General features: G+C 50.6%; 14 protein-coding genes. All 14 read left to right on the top strand.

All coding sequences use genetic code 11. The features are described from left to right. Positions 1-59: 59 nt before the first annotated feature. The 14 genes from NXS09_RS08030 to NXS09_RS07965 all read left to right on the top strand — a co-directional run bounded on the left by NXS09_RS08030 (position 60) and on the right by NXS09_RS07965 (position 15991). A complete protein-coding gene (locus NXS09_RS08030) occupies positions 60-1046 on the top strand; it encodes a major capsid protein (protein ID WP_259292031.1) in 987 nt (328 codons plus the stop codon). 14 nt (positions 1047-1060) lie between these two features. Further along, positions 1061-1480, top strand: a complete 420-nt coding sequence (locus NXS09_RS08025) for a DUF1320 domain-containing protein (RefSeq protein ID WP_259292030.1) — start codon at positions 1061-1063, stop codon at positions 1478-1480. Then, the gene (locus NXS09_RS08020; protein WP_259292029.1) at positions 1464-1910 is read left to right on the top strand and encodes a phage virion morphogenesis protein; all 447 of its coding nucleotides are present in this window, start codon (positions 1464-1466) and stop codon (positions 1908-1910) included. Before NXS09_RS08025 ends, NXS09_RS08020 begins: the two co-directional genes overlap by 17 nt. After that, entirely contained in the window at positions 1910-2389 is a 480-nt protein-coding gene (locus tag NXS09_RS08015) for a phage tail terminator protein (protein ID WP_259292028.1), read from the top strand. Before NXS09_RS08020 ends, NXS09_RS08015 begins: the two co-directional genes overlap by 1 nt. 1 nt (position 2390) lies before the next feature. Continuing rightward, complete coding sequence (locus NXS09_RS08010; protein WP_259292027.1) at positions 2391-3155, top strand: phage tail tube protein; 765 nt, start codon at positions 2391-2393, stop codon at positions 3153-3155. Positions 3156-3387: 232 nt separating this feature from the next. Next, positions 3388-7635 (top strand): phage tail tape measure protein, encoded by a 4248-nt coding sequence (locus tag NXS09_RS08005; RefSeq protein WP_259292026.1) that lies wholly within the window; start codon positions 3388-3390, stop codon positions 7633-7635. 94 nt (positions 7636-7729) lie between these two features. After that, positions 7730-8140, top strand: a complete 411-nt coding sequence (locus NXS09_RS08000) for a hypothetical protein (RefSeq protein ID WP_259292025.1) — start codon at positions 7730-7732, stop codon at positions 8138-8140. A gap of 14 nt (positions 8141-8154) precedes the next feature. Next, positions 8155-11709 (top strand): hypothetical protein, encoded by a 3555-nt coding sequence (locus NXS09_RS07995; RefSeq protein WP_259292024.1) that lies wholly within the window; start codon positions 8155-8157, stop codon positions 11707-11709. 201 nt (positions 11710-11910) lie between these two features. Beyond that, entirely contained in the window at positions 11911-12861 is a 951-nt protein-coding gene (locus NXS09_RS07990; RefSeq protein WP_259292023.1) for a hypothetical protein, read from the top strand. Positions 12862-12864: 3 nt separating this feature from the next. Continuing rightward, positions 12865-13284 carry a hypothetical protein gene (locus NXS09_RS07985; protein ID WP_259292022.1) on the top strand — a complete coding sequence of 140 codons (420 nt, stop codon included), beginning with the start codon at positions 12865-12867 and terminating at the stop codon, positions 13282-13284. 18 nt (positions 13285-13302) lie between these two features. Continuing rightward, the gene (locus tag NXS09_RS07980; RefSeq protein WP_259292021.1) at positions 13303-15174 is read left to right on the top strand and encodes a hypothetical protein; all 1872 of its coding nucleotides are present in this window, start codon (positions 13303-13305) and stop codon (positions 15172-15174) included. An 11-nt stretch (positions 15175-15185) separates the two neighbouring features. Continuing rightward, a complete protein-coding gene (locus NXS09_RS07975; protein ID WP_259292020.1) occupies positions 15186-15413 on the top strand; it encodes a hypothetical protein in 228 nt (75 codons plus the stop codon). Positions 15414-15462: 49 nt separating this feature from the next. Further along, positions 15463-15798: a hypothetical protein gene (locus tag NXS09_RS07970; RefSeq protein WP_259292019.1), complete on the top strand. Its 336-nt coding sequence runs from the start codon at positions 15463-15465 to the stop codon at positions 15796-15798. Further along, positions 15788-15991 (top strand): hypothetical protein, encoded by a 204-nt coding sequence (locus tag NXS09_RS07965; RefSeq protein WP_259292018.1) that lies wholly within the window; start codon positions 15788-15790, stop codon positions 15989-15991. Before NXS09_RS07970 ends, NXS09_RS07965 begins: the two co-directional genes overlap by 11 nt. Positions 15992-15994 lie beyond the last annotated feature (3 nt).

Below are 15994 nucleotides of genomic sequence, written 5' to 3'. Positions count from 1 at the left end.
TTAGAGCAGGCTGTTTCAAAACAGCCTGAATCAAACCGTTTTTTATATGAAAGAAAACTATGCCGTTATCAAGTGAGAGCAAATTTGGCGTTAAGGCTTTGACCGCCGCCATTAATAAAATCCCCGCCGTGCCCACGCAAATCCGCGATTTGGGCGTTTTTGAGCCGCAATATCTGACAACGACTTATGTCAATATCGAGTACAGCGAAGGCCGCCTAAGCTTGGTTCAAAGTAAAGAGCGCGGTGAATCTGGCCAGGCAATCCCTGCCAAAGACCGTGTAATTAAAACTTTCCGCATCCCCCATCTGCCTGAAAATGATGTGGTGCGTGCTGACGATGTGCAAAACCTGCGCGGATTTGGCACGGACAAAGCCGAAACCGTAGAGAGTGCAGTCACCGACAAATTGCAAGATGGCAAACTCAACCTCGAATACACCCGCGAGCATCTAATGTTGGGTGCATTACAGGGCAAGATTTTAGATGCCGACGGTACGATGTTGTATGACCTCTATAAAGAGTTTGGTGTTAAACGCGAAACCTTTGATTGGAGTCTTGATAGCGCCGATACCGAGGTGGGCAAAATGATCGATACCACTATTGCCAAGCTACGCGCCAAGCAAAAAGGGGCGATGGTTACGGGCTGGGTAGCTTTGTGCGGCCTTGATTTTTTAGAGGCGCTTAAATACCACGACAAAATGAAGGCGATTTATGAGCGCTATAAAGAGGGCGCGGTGTATCGCGACGGTACGCTCAATCCGATTGCATTTGAGCATGGCGGCATTAAATTTATCCAGTATGTCGGCGATTTTGGTGCAAAAGGCGCAAAAATCGAATCTGACAAAGCAATCTTGATGCCTGTCGGTCGCAAACTGTACACAGAGGCATTTGCCCCTGCAGACATGAACGCCACCGTAAATACCCGTGCGTTGCCATATTATGCCAGCCGCGAAAAGCTAACCCACGACAAAGGATGGAGCCTGCACATGCAGTCTAATCCGCTGCCGATTGCTTTACGCCCCGAGCTGGTGGCAACACTTACTGCTTAAAAAGGCCGTCTGAAATGCTGATTACCCGCGAAGATATGATTTTACGGTTTTCCGAAAGGGAAATCGCCGCCCTTACCGACCATGAATACGGTAAGACCGTAAACGCGGAAGTATTGGAGCGGGCAATCGCAGACGCAGAAGCCGAGGCAGGCAGTTATTTGGCCGCAGCCGGTTATAAAAACCTTGACGGTGTAGAAACGCCGCGTGTGTTGGTTTTAAAGGTTTGTGATATTGCACGTTACTACCTACACGAGGACGGCGACATTGAAATTGTCGAAAAACGCTACAAGGCTGCTATTGATTGGCTGAAAGCGTTGGTTAAAGAGCCGCGCCTGTTGGGTTTGGATGCAACCCAACCCGCAGGCAAGGCTTCAGACGGCCTGTATGCGGTGATACCCAATAGAGTGGAGGCATGGCATGAGACTAACAATTGATGCCCAACTGCCAGAGCTGACAAGCCATTTAAGCACGTTGTATATCCGTTTAAACGGTGATTTAAAACAGCCGTTAGATGCCGTTGCTGCGCTGTTAGAAAACAGCACCCGAAAGCGGTTTGAAACCAAAACCGCACCCGATGGCAGCAAGTGGGCTGGTTTGTCGCTGTGGACGCTATATGCAAAAACGGCAAAAAACGGCAGAACGCGCGGCTCAATCTTGGTTGACCGTGGCGACCTACTCAAAAGCATTACCAGTCATGCAACCGAGAGCATGGCCGAAGTGGGTACCGATAGAGTATATGCCGCCTATTTGCAAACAGGTACCGCAAAAATGCCCGCTCGTGAGATTTTTGGCTTGAGCGAGCAAGATCACAGCGACATCCGCGCTTCTTTGGGAGAGTGGCTGCAAACCATTTGGAGTAAGTAATGGCAACCTTGCCTATGTATCACAATATGCTGGCCTGCTACCCCGCCATTATGGAGCGCATGGCACAAGTGCCGGGCGTGAGTTCGGTTTTAGAGGCGGCAGACCTTGAGGCGGTAACGTCAGACCGCAAAATCAAGCCGCAAGACGGTGCGGTTTATGTGGTGTTTGATGGTTTCACCCCTGACGTAACAGCCGGCAAAAAAGGCTTGTTGCGCGAGCGTTTGAGCTTTAGTTTTATTTTGGTTAAACGTCAATACAACCCTAACCGCCTGCAATATGGTGAGGACGGTGTCGGCGAGACGATTACCGCCATTAAATCGGCATTTCAGGGATTCGACCCGTGCGGCGGTAATGGTGAAAAGCTCACGCTGGAGCCGTTTACCGCCCGGGCAGCCTTGCCGATTGCCTACCATGAGGGCTTTGCTTTTTTTCCGATGCGGTTTGAAACCGCAGTAGCTATTAAATTAAGAGAGGACTGATATGTCTATTAACCGCACTGTCGACCACGGCCTGATTTTTGAAGGCGACGTGAAAGTACGCAACCGCAGTATCCCGGATGGCGGCATTTATGATGTGGGTAATACCACATCGCTAACTACCGCATCATCTACCGAAAGCACGGAGCGTTTGAGTAAACGCAAAGGCACATACGGCCAAGCATTGGACAGCTTGGTTACCCCTAATCCGACAGAGGTGGGTTTGACACTGGATACATTTGATAAAAATAACTTGGCAATGGCTTTGATGGGCGCGGCCGCTGTAATTTCCGCCAGTGCGGAAACGGTAACTGACACTGTTATCCATATCGGTAAAAAAGGCCAAGGCTATAAGCTGCCGCACGAAAATATTGACCCGGCCACAATTAAAGTTAAAAACAAGAGTGGCGCCGCCGTCGATGATGGCAAAGTTAAATTTAATTCAAACGTGGGTTTGATTGAGATTGACTCAACCGCAGAAAACGTCAACGACGACGAAGACATCAAGGTCAGCTATAAAACCCGTGCCGGCGGTGGTTTCAAGATTAATGCGGGCACATTGAGCCGCTTGGATTTGGAAATTTGGGTTGACGGCAAAAACCGTGTTACCGGCGAGGCAGGCGTGTTACACATCCCGCATGCTGTATTGGCTGCCGACGGCGATATTGACTGGTTCGGCGATGAGTTTGCCACAGCATCATTTACGGGTAAAGCTGTATTGGCTGAAGGTCAGAAATCAGCGTATTCTTTCTCAAGTTTTAGTAATTAGACATTCCTGTGCCTCTGCCGAAAGGTACGCGCGGGATTTTAAAAGTAAAGGCCGTCTGAAATTTCAGGCGGCCTTAATTTTTGCAGTGTTTTTGTCATGTGTTTAATAGGGTGTTTACAGCGGAAAAATATTTACGCATCCACCCCTTGTAATGAATGATTTCTAAATGACAAATTAGATTTATTACCAATAATTATGGATTGGCATAACGTAAATATAGAGGTTTATCAATATGGCATCGGCAGAGATTCAGGCGGGTATCCGTATTACGGCGGATGTAGACGGCGCGGAACAGATTAAAACGCTGGCAGGTGAAATACAGGCGGCGGGGCTGGATACGGCTAAGTTATCCACAGAGGCGGCGAAGCTGAATGAAACATTTGCCAAAACATCGCACCAACAGGCACTCATTGAGCAATATAAAGCTTTAGATAAAGAGCTTGAGGAGACGGGTTTATCCATTAAAGCCGCCGATACCCTGCTTAACGGCCTGTACGAAAATATGAAAAACGGCGGCACTACCGAACAAAAAGAAGCGGTGGCGAAGCTGCGCTTGGAAATGGATAAGCTTGCCAAGCAAGAAACCGAGCTTACCGAGAAAGTGCGTGATTCACGCAACGCCATGACTGCGGCCGGTGTGTCGGTTAAAAATCTGGCCGCAGACGAACAACGACTTGCGGCCAAAGCGTCGGCAGCAGCCGTTAAGATGGATAAACTTGCCACCGAAGCACATGAGCTTAAGGCTATTGCCGATGCCCGTATCCAACTGGGGCTTGATGCGGACGACAAAGCAAGACAGGAAATCGAAAAAACCAAGCAGGCCTATGAAACGCTTAAAAACAGCGGCACATTGAGCCATGCGGAACTGGCACGCGCTGCCGAACTGCAACGGGATAAAGTAAATAAAATTGAACGCAGTTTGAAAGATTTGCGCCCGACTTTGGCGGATGTTGCTAATGAGCTGCAAGGTGTTGTTACCAAGGCGGGCGGCTTGGCCTATGTTGCCCGCGAAGCAATAAAATTTGAAAGTGCAATGGCGGGTGTAAAAAAGGTGGTGGATGGTACGCCCGAAGAATACGGGGCGCTGGCCGATAGTCTGCGTGATATGGGGGCGGAATTAGGTATTTCCGCTTCGGCTATGGCTGATTTGGCTGCACAGGGTGGTCAGTTGGGTATTTCGTTGGACAATCTGCCGCAATTTACTGAGATCGCGTCAAAAATGGCGGTGGCGTTCGGCTTGACGGCGCAGGAAGCAGGCGAAGCAGCGGCAACCATTGCCAACGTGTTTCAGCTGCCGATAGCGGAAGTGGAAAAGCTCGGTGATGCCATCAATGTGTTGGGCAATAATACCGCTGCAAAAGAAAAAGATATCGTGGCTGCAATGGCTCGTATCGGCGGTAATGCCAATCAGTTTGGATTGGCCGCAGAGCAGGCGGCGGCGTTGGCTGATGCTTTTATCGCTTTGGGCAAACCGCCCGAGGTGGCGGCAACGGCCATTAATGCCCTGCTGCAAAAATTGCAGACGGCGCAGTCGCAGGGCAAGGATTTTCAGACGGCCTTAAACCAAATCGGTTTGTCGGCAGATGATATGGCGGCAAATATCGCAGCAAACCCACAAAACGCTTTAAGTGATTTTCTTGGCAAGCTCCAACAGCTGGACAAACAGAGCCGTGCCTTGGCGCTGGCTGATTTATTTGGTGCGGAGTACAGCGATGATATTGCTTTACTGGTTGGCTCTCTAGGCGAATATGAAAAGGCGTTGGGATTGGTGGCTGATAAGTCACAAACCTTGGGGGCGATGCAGGCCGAAGTGGGTAATGCACTCGGGACTACCCAAAAGCAGATAGACAAAGCGAAAGTAACTATTGAAAACGCTGCCTCATCCATTGGAGATGCCTTATTGCCTGTGATTGCAGGAGTGGCGAGTGGTGTATCCGGTGTGGTGGGTTCGATTTCCGACCTTGCAACAGAGTTTCCAGCGTTGACCCAAATGGCTGCGCTATTTGCAGCGGGCAAGGTGGCAATCAATGCCTACGAGACAGCAGTAAGGCTTACAGGTAGCAATGTTCAGGCTTCTTTTTTTAAACAGGAGCGTAGTGTTACCTCTCTCAAGGTTGCCATACAGCAGACTGCAGCTGCCGCCCGTGAGCTTGGCGTTAATATGAAGGCCGCCGCTATTTCGGGGACGGGGAATATGACAAAGGCTGCGGCGGCAGTTAAAACGCTGGCCGGTTCGCTGAAAACCGCCGCCATAGATGCGGCAGCGTTATTTTCGTCTTTTGAGCTTGGCAAAGGGGTTGGTGAGGCACTGTATAACAATGTGGAGATTGTTCGCAACCTAGGCGACGGCTTGGCTGCTGTAATTGCAATGGCTGATTCTTTGTGGGATACAGGTAGCCTTGACAAATACACCCAACACTTCCGTTACCAGTCGCAAATTGAGCGAGAGGATGCGGAAAGGAAAGCAAAGCAGGCCAAATTAGAGGCCGAACGTGCCGAAGCGAATGCGAAAGCCGCAGCGGAAGAATCCGCCCGTATTGCAGCTATGCAGCAGCAATACCGTTATTTAAAGGCCGAATATGATGCTGTTGCTGCATCTATGCGGACATTGCAATCTGAAGGCTTGGAAAATAGCGGTATTTACGCCCAACTTGCTTTGCAGGCGGATGGTTACCGGGCGGAAATGGAAAAGTTAAACACCGAATTAAACAAAGCGGGTGCAGACTTTAAATTTGATACCGGTGCCGTTTTTGAGGCCAAAAACGCGCTTAAAGATTTGGGGTTGACCGCCGAACAGGTATCCAGCGGCATTAGCGAGGAAGCCGCAAAAGGTTTGGCTGCTTTTGATAAGGCAGCGGTGCAGTTTGGGTATAACAGCGAGCAGATGGCGCGTATTTTTCAGGCGGCCTTGTCAAAAATGGATAGTCCGGAAGCAGTCGACGCCCTGCGAAAACGCTTGGAAGACGTGGGTAAACAGGCCGGATTAACTGCCGATGAGATTGCCCAAATCGGTGAGAAAGCCCCCGATGCGGCCGCAAAAGTTGCCGAAGCGTTTGCCAAAATCGGTGTGGATATGGATGAGGCTACCACCGGAATTAGCAGTAAGGCCAAAGAAGCGTTTGCTGATTGGGCGGAGGCATCGACAGCGGCCAAAGACGCCGGAATAGAAAATGCCCGGTTAATCCGTAATGGCTTTGAGCAAATGATGGGGAAACTGCAAAGCCGTGCCGAATTTGACGCGTTCCGCGCGCAGCTGCAAAAAAGCGGCGATGCGGCGGCGTTAACTAAGGAGCAAATCCAACGCCTTAATGATGCGGCCAAAGATGGGGCGGCCGGTGCTAAAACGGCTTACGATGCAATGGCGCAATCTATTAAGGCCGCCGCCGATACTGCCGACTTAAGCCGTATGGCAGCAGAGGCCAAAGCCGCGTTTGAAATTGGCACGATTACTGCCGCGCAATATGATCAGGTATTGGCGCAAGTTAAACAGCGCACGGCAGAGCTGGAGGCACAATCGGCTAAAACAGGCAACACGGCGGCAAATGCGCATAACAAAGCAGCGGCGGCAGCCAATAATCATGCACGAGCCGCCCAAAGTGCCGGGCAAACCAGCAAAGAGTTGGCCGACGGCATGGATAAGGTGGGCAGCGCGTCGGAATCGGCAGCCCGAAAAGTCAATGTTTTGCATCAAGGTATCAGCAGCACCCACGGTGTGGTCAAGCTGACCAATGAAGAGTTTGAGCGATATAGCACCCTGCTAAACGACCTAACCGAGCAAGGTTCATTTTTTCTGCGCAGCGGCTGGCGGGCATATTCCGACCAGTTTTTGGATGCCATCAAAGGTGCTAATAGCGCACAAGAGGAGCTTAACGCAGCTATTTCGAGCGGCACGGTCAATGTTAATCATCTTACCCGTGCGACTACGGCAGCAGCGGCAGCAACGGGCAAGCTGGATAGCACCAGCTTGGCCAACCTCAGAAACTCAATTGAGGCGGCCCGGCAAAAACTGGTACAGCTTAAAGACGACGCTAAAGATGCCCGTTTGTCGATTGAGGCCGAACTTGCGGCTATTAACGGCGATGAAGAGGCCGGCTATGCCCTGCAACAGCAGCGAAAATTGGCGGATTTGAGAGCCAAGCAACAGGCGGCGGCCAAAAACGGCCAAGGAGACGTTGCAAACGAGTGGGAACGGGCGTTACGGGCACAAGAGACCTTATATGCTCGTCAAAAAGAGCAGCGGCAACGCCAAAAAGCCGAAGATGAGCAACGGCAACGTGAACTGGCGGCAAATAACAGAAATGGTGGTGGCTTAAATCTTGGGGATTTGAGCAACCTGAAGCTGGAGGGGCTGAGTGTTGCGGCGGACGGTTTGGCTAGGCAGTTTCAGGCGGCCTTGAATGCCAGAGATGAAAAAGTCGTAGAAGCGGCAGGTAATGTTTTGATGCAAAATCTATCAGACGGCCTTAAGCGCATGACTTAAACCCAAAAATAATTTAAATCACCCCGACTAAGTGAAACACTTATCCCCCGCATTATGCGGGGTTTTTTTTATGATGGGGAAAAGGAGTATCAGCATGGACAACGATTATTGGCAGCTTAAGCGCAAAGATACGGGCAACATCGTACAGTTGCCGCAAGATATGCGCTGGCTTGACGAGTTTGATTGGTCGAGAGTGGCGCAAGCGGCACCGCAGCGTACTTTGTCGGGTGGCTTGGTTATCCAGCAAGGGGTAAAACTCAATGGCCGGCCGGTAACTTTGGGCGGTGATTGGGTGTGGATTAACCGCAGTGATCTACTTGCATTGAGAGACTGGAGCGACACCCCGGAGCTTGAGATGGAGCTAACCCACTATGACGGGCGCAAATTTGATGTGACATTCCGCTTGCATGATGCCGCCCTCGCCCGAATCGAACCCGTGCAATATGCCACCCCTGAAATAGGTAGCGACAAATACACCGTCACCATCAATTTAATGACGATTTAAACAGAGTTTAAAACATGACAAAAACCACGCGATTAACCCAGCAGGATTTACAGATTTATCCAAGCCAACGCCTGACGGATACACCTGACGGCGGTGGTTTGATGGTCGGTAAGCCGCTAACGGGTGAGGATAATGAAATTTTTCCGCCTATTTCCGATGTTGACCGGACAATGGGCAGTTTTGATGCACGCCTGCTGTATCCGGGCGTGTTGCGACCGGATGCGGAGCCGCTTTACGGGTCGCACTTTATTATTTCAGAGCCGCCCAAGGCAGATAATGTGTCATTTTTAGCATTTAAAGCCCGTAATTACGGCGAGAGCCGTGCCGAAATTATGCCGAGAATTGAAGCATATAGCGTGCCGACAGTGGAAAGCCGCATGACCCTACTCGGGCGGCACATGGCCGGTATCCGCATGATACAGGCTTATCAGCGCGTAGAAGCCCCTTTGCCAACGGTCGGCGAACGGTATTGTTTGGAAATGCGTGAAACATCGGGAAGTAAAAATATTATCCGCTATCAATATTTCCGGATTTCGGATTTAGAACACGAAATACGCACCTTTGAAATTCCGTTGCCGGGTGGTGGGATTAAAGAAATCCAGCGTCGGGTTTTAAAAATGGAAATTTACAATCCTTTGTCGGATGACTACAACGGCACCGCTTATCCTGTTGAGGGTTATGCAGGAAATGGTGTGGCTATTTTAGAGACGCAGGTGGCTGATTCGGCCACTTATTACGGTGTGCGGCCGCTCGCTCAAGCCCTGAATAAAGGGGCGCTGGAATTGAGAGTGGATACTATATATGAAAAGCTGGTACCAACATCCACCGTAGAGACTCCGTATGTCGACCAATACCCTGTATCTGCCGAGGCATGGGTTCCGGCCGGTTCCGAGCGCGTGATTTTTAAATCCGAAGGCTCGGTGTCGGGCAATATTTGGCTGGAACATCCCGTTATACCCGGTACGGTAAAAATACAGGGCTGGGAAGATGATGCGCAAGGCCGATTGATTAAAGACGGCGCTATTGTGAATATCGACTATAAGCGCGGCCTGATTGTAGATATGCCGCCGAGTTATGCTTTGACTGTTACTGCCGTACCGGGCGCAGCACAAAAGGCCATCCGAAACACGACTTATATCGAGATTAAAGATACCAATCAAGGTACACAATGGGCACCGCTGTTACAGCCTGCGCCTTTGCGTGGCAGTCTTGTCGTGTCGTTTATGAGTTTGGGGGTGTGGTACACCCTGCGCGATATGGGCGACGGCATTTTGCGTGACAATGAAAACAATCCTTGCGGCACGGTAGAGCCAACCGGCTCGGCAGTCGTATCGTTGCCAAGTTTGCCCGATGTAGGTACTAACCTTGTGTTTGCGTGGTCGCCTGTGTCGGACTATACGACTTTTCAGGCCGATAAAGCGGGCACGGATTCCGTGGCGCAGAGTGTATCCGGTTGGGCAACGTATCCAAGGCAACAGGCCGGGCGGATTAAGCCCGGCACGCTGACAATGAACTGGAATGATGGCGAAGCCAAAACTGCTACCGATAACGGTACCGGTAAGTTAACCGGGCATGCGGAAGGCGATGTGTTATACGATGCCGGGCGCGTAAAGGTGTCGTCTGGTATTAATGCGTCAACAGTGCGTATTAACTGGCAAGAGTACACTGATTCGCCCGTTACAACAGCGCTAGAGAGTAGTACCCAAGGCACTTTGCGCTTGTCTGCCGGCAAAACCGCCCCGGGGTCGCTGAACATGAAAACGGTGGTGCGGGTTTCGGTTTCCGGTGTGCGCCGCACCCGGATAAAAATCGGTGCAGGGCCAGTGTTTGGCGGATATGAATATGAGGATACAACCCGACAATCCGACAGCCAATCGTTTGTGGCCGAAATTGGCGATAACGGCCAAGGCGGTTTGGTGATGGGCGGTAAAGTGCTGGATGGGGCAAGCATTAATTATGCTGACGGTGCCATTGTGTTGCCTGCGTCCGCCTTTAAAATTGCCGCTTATGGTTATCAAGACGCGCTGGCTGAAATCGGTGCGGGTGCAAAAAAAATAAATATCCGTGGCCAAGAATATGAGTTAGATGATTTTACGGCGACGTTTGTATCGGCCACTGCTACTGTAATACCGTCTGAAACAGTGCGGGCGGTAGAAAAAACCGAAACCGTGCCGACTATGAGTTTTAATGTGTTGCGCGGCGGATATGCCGGAAGCCGGGTTGTGCCGGATACATGGGCGTTTAGCGCCGGTGATACAAAAATCATTGAGCGTGGCGGGCAGTTGTACAAAAACTGGGACTACCAAACCGGCACGGGCGACTTAATCGGCAATCTTAATACGGCCACCGGTGAGATTGTGATGTCGGATATATCCATTAATCTTGTTACGGTTAAAATCATTGCAGGTATTATCGGACAGCCGGAAACAAAAATCGGCAATTTTGTCGGACGTACACCTGCAGCACCAATCAAGCCCGAAAGCTTTACCGTGTATGCAACCGAAACAGGTTCAGACGGCCAAGTGCGCACGCTGACCGGGCGGTCGAATGCTTTGGGCGAAATTGACGGAGAGCTAAAAGGCAAAATCCACTATGAAACAGGGTTTTTCAGCGTTGAGGGTGGTGAGTTGTTTTACCCGGATACCTTGCGTTTTAACTGTGTGAGTCAAGACAATATCCCGTTAGATTCCAGCATTATCGGCATCGATTCTGTGCGCCTGCCGTCTGACGGGCGTGTCCCGGTATACCGCAAGGGCGATATGATTGTGATCGGCAACCGTATCAAGCAAGATTTAGGCAGCGTGTTTACTGGCGGCCAAACCGTACAGCTTGACCGTCAAAATAGTGACCGCATTGGTTTGGTGGATGCCAAGGGTAAGCATGTGCTGGCCGACAAATACAGCTATGATTTAACAGCCGGTACGATTACATTTGCCGACCCGTTGGACTTATCGGACTACACCTACCCACTGACCGCAGTGCAGGCGTGGGAAGAGGAAAACCGCGTTATGGGGGTAGATATTTCCGGCACGCTTAAATTGCAGTTCCCGGTTGGCCGTGATTATCCCAAGGAGTCTACCTATATATCCAGTGCCTTAATCGGTGGTGATTTGTTGGTGCGTGCAACAGAGCCGTTTTCGCAGCAGACTTGGGATAATGTTTGGGCGGATGATATACGCGGCAATCCTATTTTGTCGCGCTTGGATGTCAAAAACTACCCGATTAAGCTTACCAGCAATGGTGCGATTACCGAGCGTTGGCTGTTGCGATTCATCGGCACCGACCAGTATGAACTATACGGGGAGCGACTGGGTTTGATTGCCAAGGGCGATACTTTGGGCGATTTAGCGCCGACCAATCCGGCAACCGGCAAGCCGTATTTCACCATTAATCATTTGTCTTTCGGCGGTGGTTGGGCGAGTGGTAACTGTGTGCGCTTTAATACTTACGGCACGCCCACCCCTGTGTGGATTTTGCGTGCAGTCCAACCGACTACCGTTAAGCAGACGGAGCGCGATGGTTTTTCCGCCTGTTTGCGTGGCAATACGGTTATTGATGAGCAGCCATAGCATCATGTTATAATTATCCCAACAACTCCCCCTGTCTTGCCGGTGCGCGTACCGGAGTCGCAAGGCTGGGGGCTTTCTAAACAAGGCCGCCTGAAAATATTTCAGACGGCCTTTGTCATGAATGAAACGCCTCATCGGGGATATTCCGCCAATCGGCGCGAAAATCAGCTATCTAAATTTATTTTAAAGGCGGATTAAATCATGTTTAAAACCGAACGTGTCCCGGTTACTTTGTTTCAGTCGACCGATGAGGGGGCGCCGCAACTTACTGCTACTGCTGGCAGTTTGAAAACCATTTTGAAAGCCTGTTTGGTAACGGGATATGGCGATAAACAGGCGTTGGGTTGGGAGTCGGCCTATGAAGACGGCAGCTATATCGCATTTAGAAGCAAACATGAAAAAGCCAGTAAATGTTGGCTGTCCGTTGATAACCAGTATCCCCGTGCTGTAGATGTAGTTGGATATCATGAGATGTCGGCAAAAAATACGGGGCAAAAAAAATTCGGCGTCGGTTCTTCCTCATACTATTTTTCGGTTTTGCCGGATAACAGAAATAGCGCGCAGTGGCTATTGGTCGGGCATGGGCGTGGCTTTTGCTTGGTTGTGAGAAGTAGTTACTTCAACGTCAACGGCTCAGTCTTCTTGTATTTTGGTGATTTTCCCAGTGTTGCTCCGAGTGATAGCCGCAACTGTATTATTATCCAGTCTACGGGTACTAATAAATCTATATCAAGTAACGAAGTTGGCATTGGCGATATGATTCTTGGTCAATTATCGGGTAGTCAAATCAATACTGGACAAATGGCCTTGGCTGCTTCATACGATCAATTAGGGTTCAATGTACCATGTATCGGTGGCGGAGCAATGAACAAAGGGCGGGGCGAACCTTACCCCAATCCCATTTCGGGCGGTTTTACGGCATTTGAAATATTTGTTTTAGAATATTATTCGTTGGGCAGTGACAATAATTACAGTATGCGCGGCAAACTGCCGGGGTTGCTTGGTATCCGCGAAAGGCTGCCGTCAATAGAAGAATTGTCATTTTTTGATAATCTTGATGATAGCGGTGATCGATTTGTTAAATTCAATACCAACCACAGTCAAGTTGGTCGGGATTGTTTTTTACTTAATTGCACCGCGTGGGAAATTTAAACTATGCTGTTTAAGTCCCGTGTGGCTATTTTCAGCCGACCCCAACATGAACAGCCATTGCTTTTAGCGGTTAAAAGCCATGTTGGGGTATTCAGTCGACCCCGTCACCCGAAGCCGTTGTTTGGCACAGTCAAATCTCATACTGCCAATTACTATGGCCGTACTCATGGCAATGGTTTTATTGCCGGACGTGGTGACGGTATTTTAACGGTAGGTGGGCAGCCGGCAGAGCGGCGAATTATCCTCTTTGAGCGCGGTGCCTTTCAGGTGGTGCGCGATACTTGGAGTCGCCCCGACGGTACATATTTGCTCGACCGTCTCAATCCCGACCGCGAATATTTGGTATTGGCCGTAGACCACAAAAAGCAATACGAGCCGGTAGCCTATGATTTTGTGCGCCCTGCCGTCCCCGAAAGCGGCTAGGCCGTCTGAAAACACCTTATGAGCGATACCCCCACAACTTCCCCCGATTCTTTGCCGCTGCCGTTTGGCGTGCCGATTGCTGCCGACCGTGACAGCGCAATATTGCCTTTGCCGTTTAAGCGGCGGTTGGGTGATGTGCAAGACGGCGGTGAGGTTGTGCCTGATACCGACACCGATTATGGCTATAACCCTTGGCGCGACCCTGTACGTCCGATGGTTTCCGCCTCATTTGGGTTTGTTTTGCATGCCACAGCTACCCGTGCAGTCGTTCGGAGCGGATTTTCAAACAGCCGCCCCGTTGCATTGGATTATCGCGGTGTATATCTGGATGCGGTGGATATGGCGGCCTGTATGCAGGCGGCTGTGCAGGGTATGGTGAGTTTAAGGCGTGGTCAAAACAGCAGCTATTCCCCTGCCGTTTTATATGCCGGCGATGCGGTGGCCAATATCAGCGGTATGGCGGATTTGAGGCGTGAGACCCGGCCTAATATGTCGGGTAGTGCGTCTTTGGCAAGATGTGGCCACCAACAATCAGGCGTTGCGGTGGCCGTAAGAAAATGTGGATTACATCAATTCAGGCCGTCTGAAAGCAAGGCATACTCGTTAGAGGTTTATGTTGCTGCCAGGGCAGCAATCGGTGCCTGCTCAAAATCGGTAAGCCTGCCGGCATTGGCCGTGCCGTGCGAATGGTATGAAATCCCCGTCGAGCCTGATTTGCCGACGCAGCCCGACAACACTTATGTGTGCGGATTACGTCCGCCGTCGGATGCAATGCCGTTGCGTTTCCGCCGCCGTGTTGTCGGACACAGTGCCGACAGTATCCCAATCCCGTTTACGTGTTACCCAGAGTTAAAAACCCCGTTAACAAGGGCTTATATGATAGTTAATACTGTGTCGTCATCATTTGATAATAATACGCCGCTTGAGTTGTTATCGGCGTCGTTTACCACTGATATGGGCGGATATTGCTGGCAGGGCACGGTAACGGTACCGCCCGATGATTTTGCAAAACTGAATATGGATGGCCGGGCGAAAGGCAATGAGGCCGTGATCACGGTTAATATCAATGGCGGATTGTTTGTGATACTCGCCGAGGAGTACCGCGATAACCGTGCATTTGGCCAAAAAAGCTACACGGTATCAGGCCGTAGTGTTACTGCCCGTTTAGGTGAGAGCTACGCCGTACAGGTGGGCGGTGTGTTTGATGCGCCTATCTATGCGCGGCAAATTGCCGATACACAACTTAAAAACACGGGTGTCAGATTAACCGATTGGCAAGCTGCGGATTGGCTAATTCCTGCGGATGTGTATGCGTCAACCGACAAAACGCCGATGATGGTTTTGCAGGAATTGGCACAAGCGGCGGGGGCATTTGTTGAGAGCCGTCCGGGGACGCCGGAAATCAACATCAAGCCCCGATGGAAAAAATCGGCGTGGGAAGTTGCCGAAGCCTCGCCCGATGTTGCCGTGCCTGCGTCCGTTATCCTTAATATTAGCGGTAACCGTAATGTCAAGCCACTTGCAGGCGGTGTCTTTGTGTATGCCGACCATGCAAAAGGCAAAGGTGCCGATGTGTATCGCAGGACGGGCAACCGAGAGCCGAGAGCGGCCGCCGTTACCGGGCCGCTTTATACCGATATGCCGGTGCTTCAGGCGGCGGGGGTGGCCGCATTGAGCGATACAGGCACGCACAAAACCGAGACCGTAACCTTACCCGTATCCGATAAATACGCCTTGCCGTTGGCGCAATTGGGGCAGATTTGGCAGATACAGGAGCCGACAGGGGCATGGCAAGGCGTGGTAACGGGTGTAACGATGGCTGTCGATATTGAAAATGATGCCCCGCGTGTATTGCAAACAGTGGTGATTAACCGCTATTTAGATGATTAGGTGATTTGAAAATGAACCTTTTACAGCAGTTTAACGCGATTTTTAACCGCGAAGAACGTGGCATTGCCAAAATTACGGGCGACTTGGGCGGCGGCAGTTTTGCTGCCCGTGCTAACGGCGGCGGAAACATTGTTTTAAACGGGCAAGCCAGCAACGGACAGAGCGTATTTTATGATAAGCGCACTAATAAAATTCTTGGGCCGGCTCCCGATTTGGACGTTACGGATATTCCGGTGTAGTGAACCTCTTGTATGCCTGTTTCGGCATTTTAAAATCTAAAATCACGAAATGAACAAACCTTTAATCTTTAAGCGCGGCGAAACCGTAGAAATTACGCTGTTGTTCGATATTTTGGACGACTACGGCATTTCTGCCCTATCCGGAGTAGATGCTCTTGCCCGGATACGGCCAAAATTTGGCACCGACGTTGTGGCGGATTTTGCCGTAGACGTATACCCCGAACAAAACCGCCTGCTGCTTACGTTGTCGCCTGACCAGTCGGCAATGTTGAAAGAAGGTGCCTATATTGCCGACGTTGCTTTTACTCGCCTGTCAGATGGATTGGTGCAGATGAGTGGGGATATCGCGGTCGAGATAATCAAGGGGACAAGCCATGTTGGTTAATTTTCGTGTTTACCGTGGCAATATCGCTCATTCCGCTCGGCGGTTTGATGACGATTTGTATAAAGTTTGGTTGGAGCAACCCGAAAACCAAGGTAAATCTTTTACCGACTTTACAGCGTGGCTACAAAGTTTCAGGCCGTCTGAAGATGATGCGCCCGATTTTGTTGCCCGTCTAATTTTAGCCATGTCATAAGTG

The sequence above is a fragment of the Neisseria montereyensis genome, assembly GCF_024834045.1.
GTDB lineage: Bacteria > Pseudomonadota > Gammaproteobacteria > Burkholderiales > Neisseriaceae > Neisseria > Neisseria montereyensis.
Note: the sequence above shows the minus strand (reverse complement) of the source record. Positions and strands in the feature narration are given on the sequence as shown.

Excerpts from the sequence above, each read along its gene's own strand:
- NXS09_RS08030 (WP_259292031.1), top strand. The coding sequence starts at position 60 with ATGCCGTTATCAAGTGAGAGCAAATTTGGCGTTAAGGCTTTGACCGCC.
- NXS09_RS08025 (WP_259292030.1), top strand. The coding sequence starts at position 1,061 with ATGCTGATTACCCGCGAAGATATGATTTTACGGTTTTCCGAAAGGGAA.
- NXS09_RS08020 (WP_259292029.1), top strand. The coding sequence starts at position 1,464 with ATGAGACTAACAATTGATGCCCAACTGCCAGAGCTGACAAGCCATTTA.
- NXS09_RS08015 (WP_259292028.1), top strand. The coding sequence starts at position 1,910 with ATGGCAACCTTGCCTATGTATCACAATATGCTGGCCTGCTACCCCGCC.
- NXS09_RS08010 (WP_259292027.1), top strand. The coding sequence starts at position 2,391 with ATGTCTATTAACCGCACTGTCGACCACGGCCTGATTTTTGAAGGCGAC.
- NXS09_RS08005 (WP_259292026.1), top strand. The coding sequence starts at position 3,388 with ATGGCATCGGCAGAGATTCAGGCGGGTATCCGTATTACGGCGGATGTA.
- NXS09_RS08000 (WP_259292025.1), top strand. The coding sequence starts at position 7,730 with ATGGACAACGATTATTGGCAGCTTAAGCGCAAAGATACGGGCAACATC.
- NXS09_RS07995 (WP_259292024.1), top strand. The coding sequence starts at position 8,155 with ATGACAAAAACCACGCGATTAACCCAGCAGGATTTACAGATTTATCCA.
- NXS09_RS07990 (WP_259292023.1), top strand. The coding sequence starts at position 11,911 with ATGTTTAAAACCGAACGTGTCCCGGTTACTTTGTTTCAGTCGACCGAT.
- NXS09_RS07985 (WP_259292022.1), top strand. The coding sequence starts at position 12,865 with ATGCTGTTTAAGTCCCGTGTGGCTATTTTCAGCCGACCCCAACATGAA.
- NXS09_RS07980 (WP_259292021.1), top strand. The coding sequence starts at position 13,303 with ATGAGCGATACCCCCACAACTTCCCCCGATTCTTTGCCGCTGCCGTTT.
- NXS09_RS07975 (WP_259292020.1), top strand. The coding sequence starts at position 15,186 with ATGAACCTTTTACAGCAGTTTAACGCGATTTTTAACCGCGAAGAACGT.
- NXS09_RS07970 (WP_259292019.1), top strand. The coding sequence starts at position 15,463 with ATGAACAAACCTTTAATCTTTAAGCGCGGCGAAACCGTAGAAATTACG.
- NXS09_RS07965 (WP_259292018.1), top strand. The coding sequence starts at position 15,788 with ATGTTGGTTAATTTTCGTGTTTACCGTGGCAATATCGCTCATTCCGCT.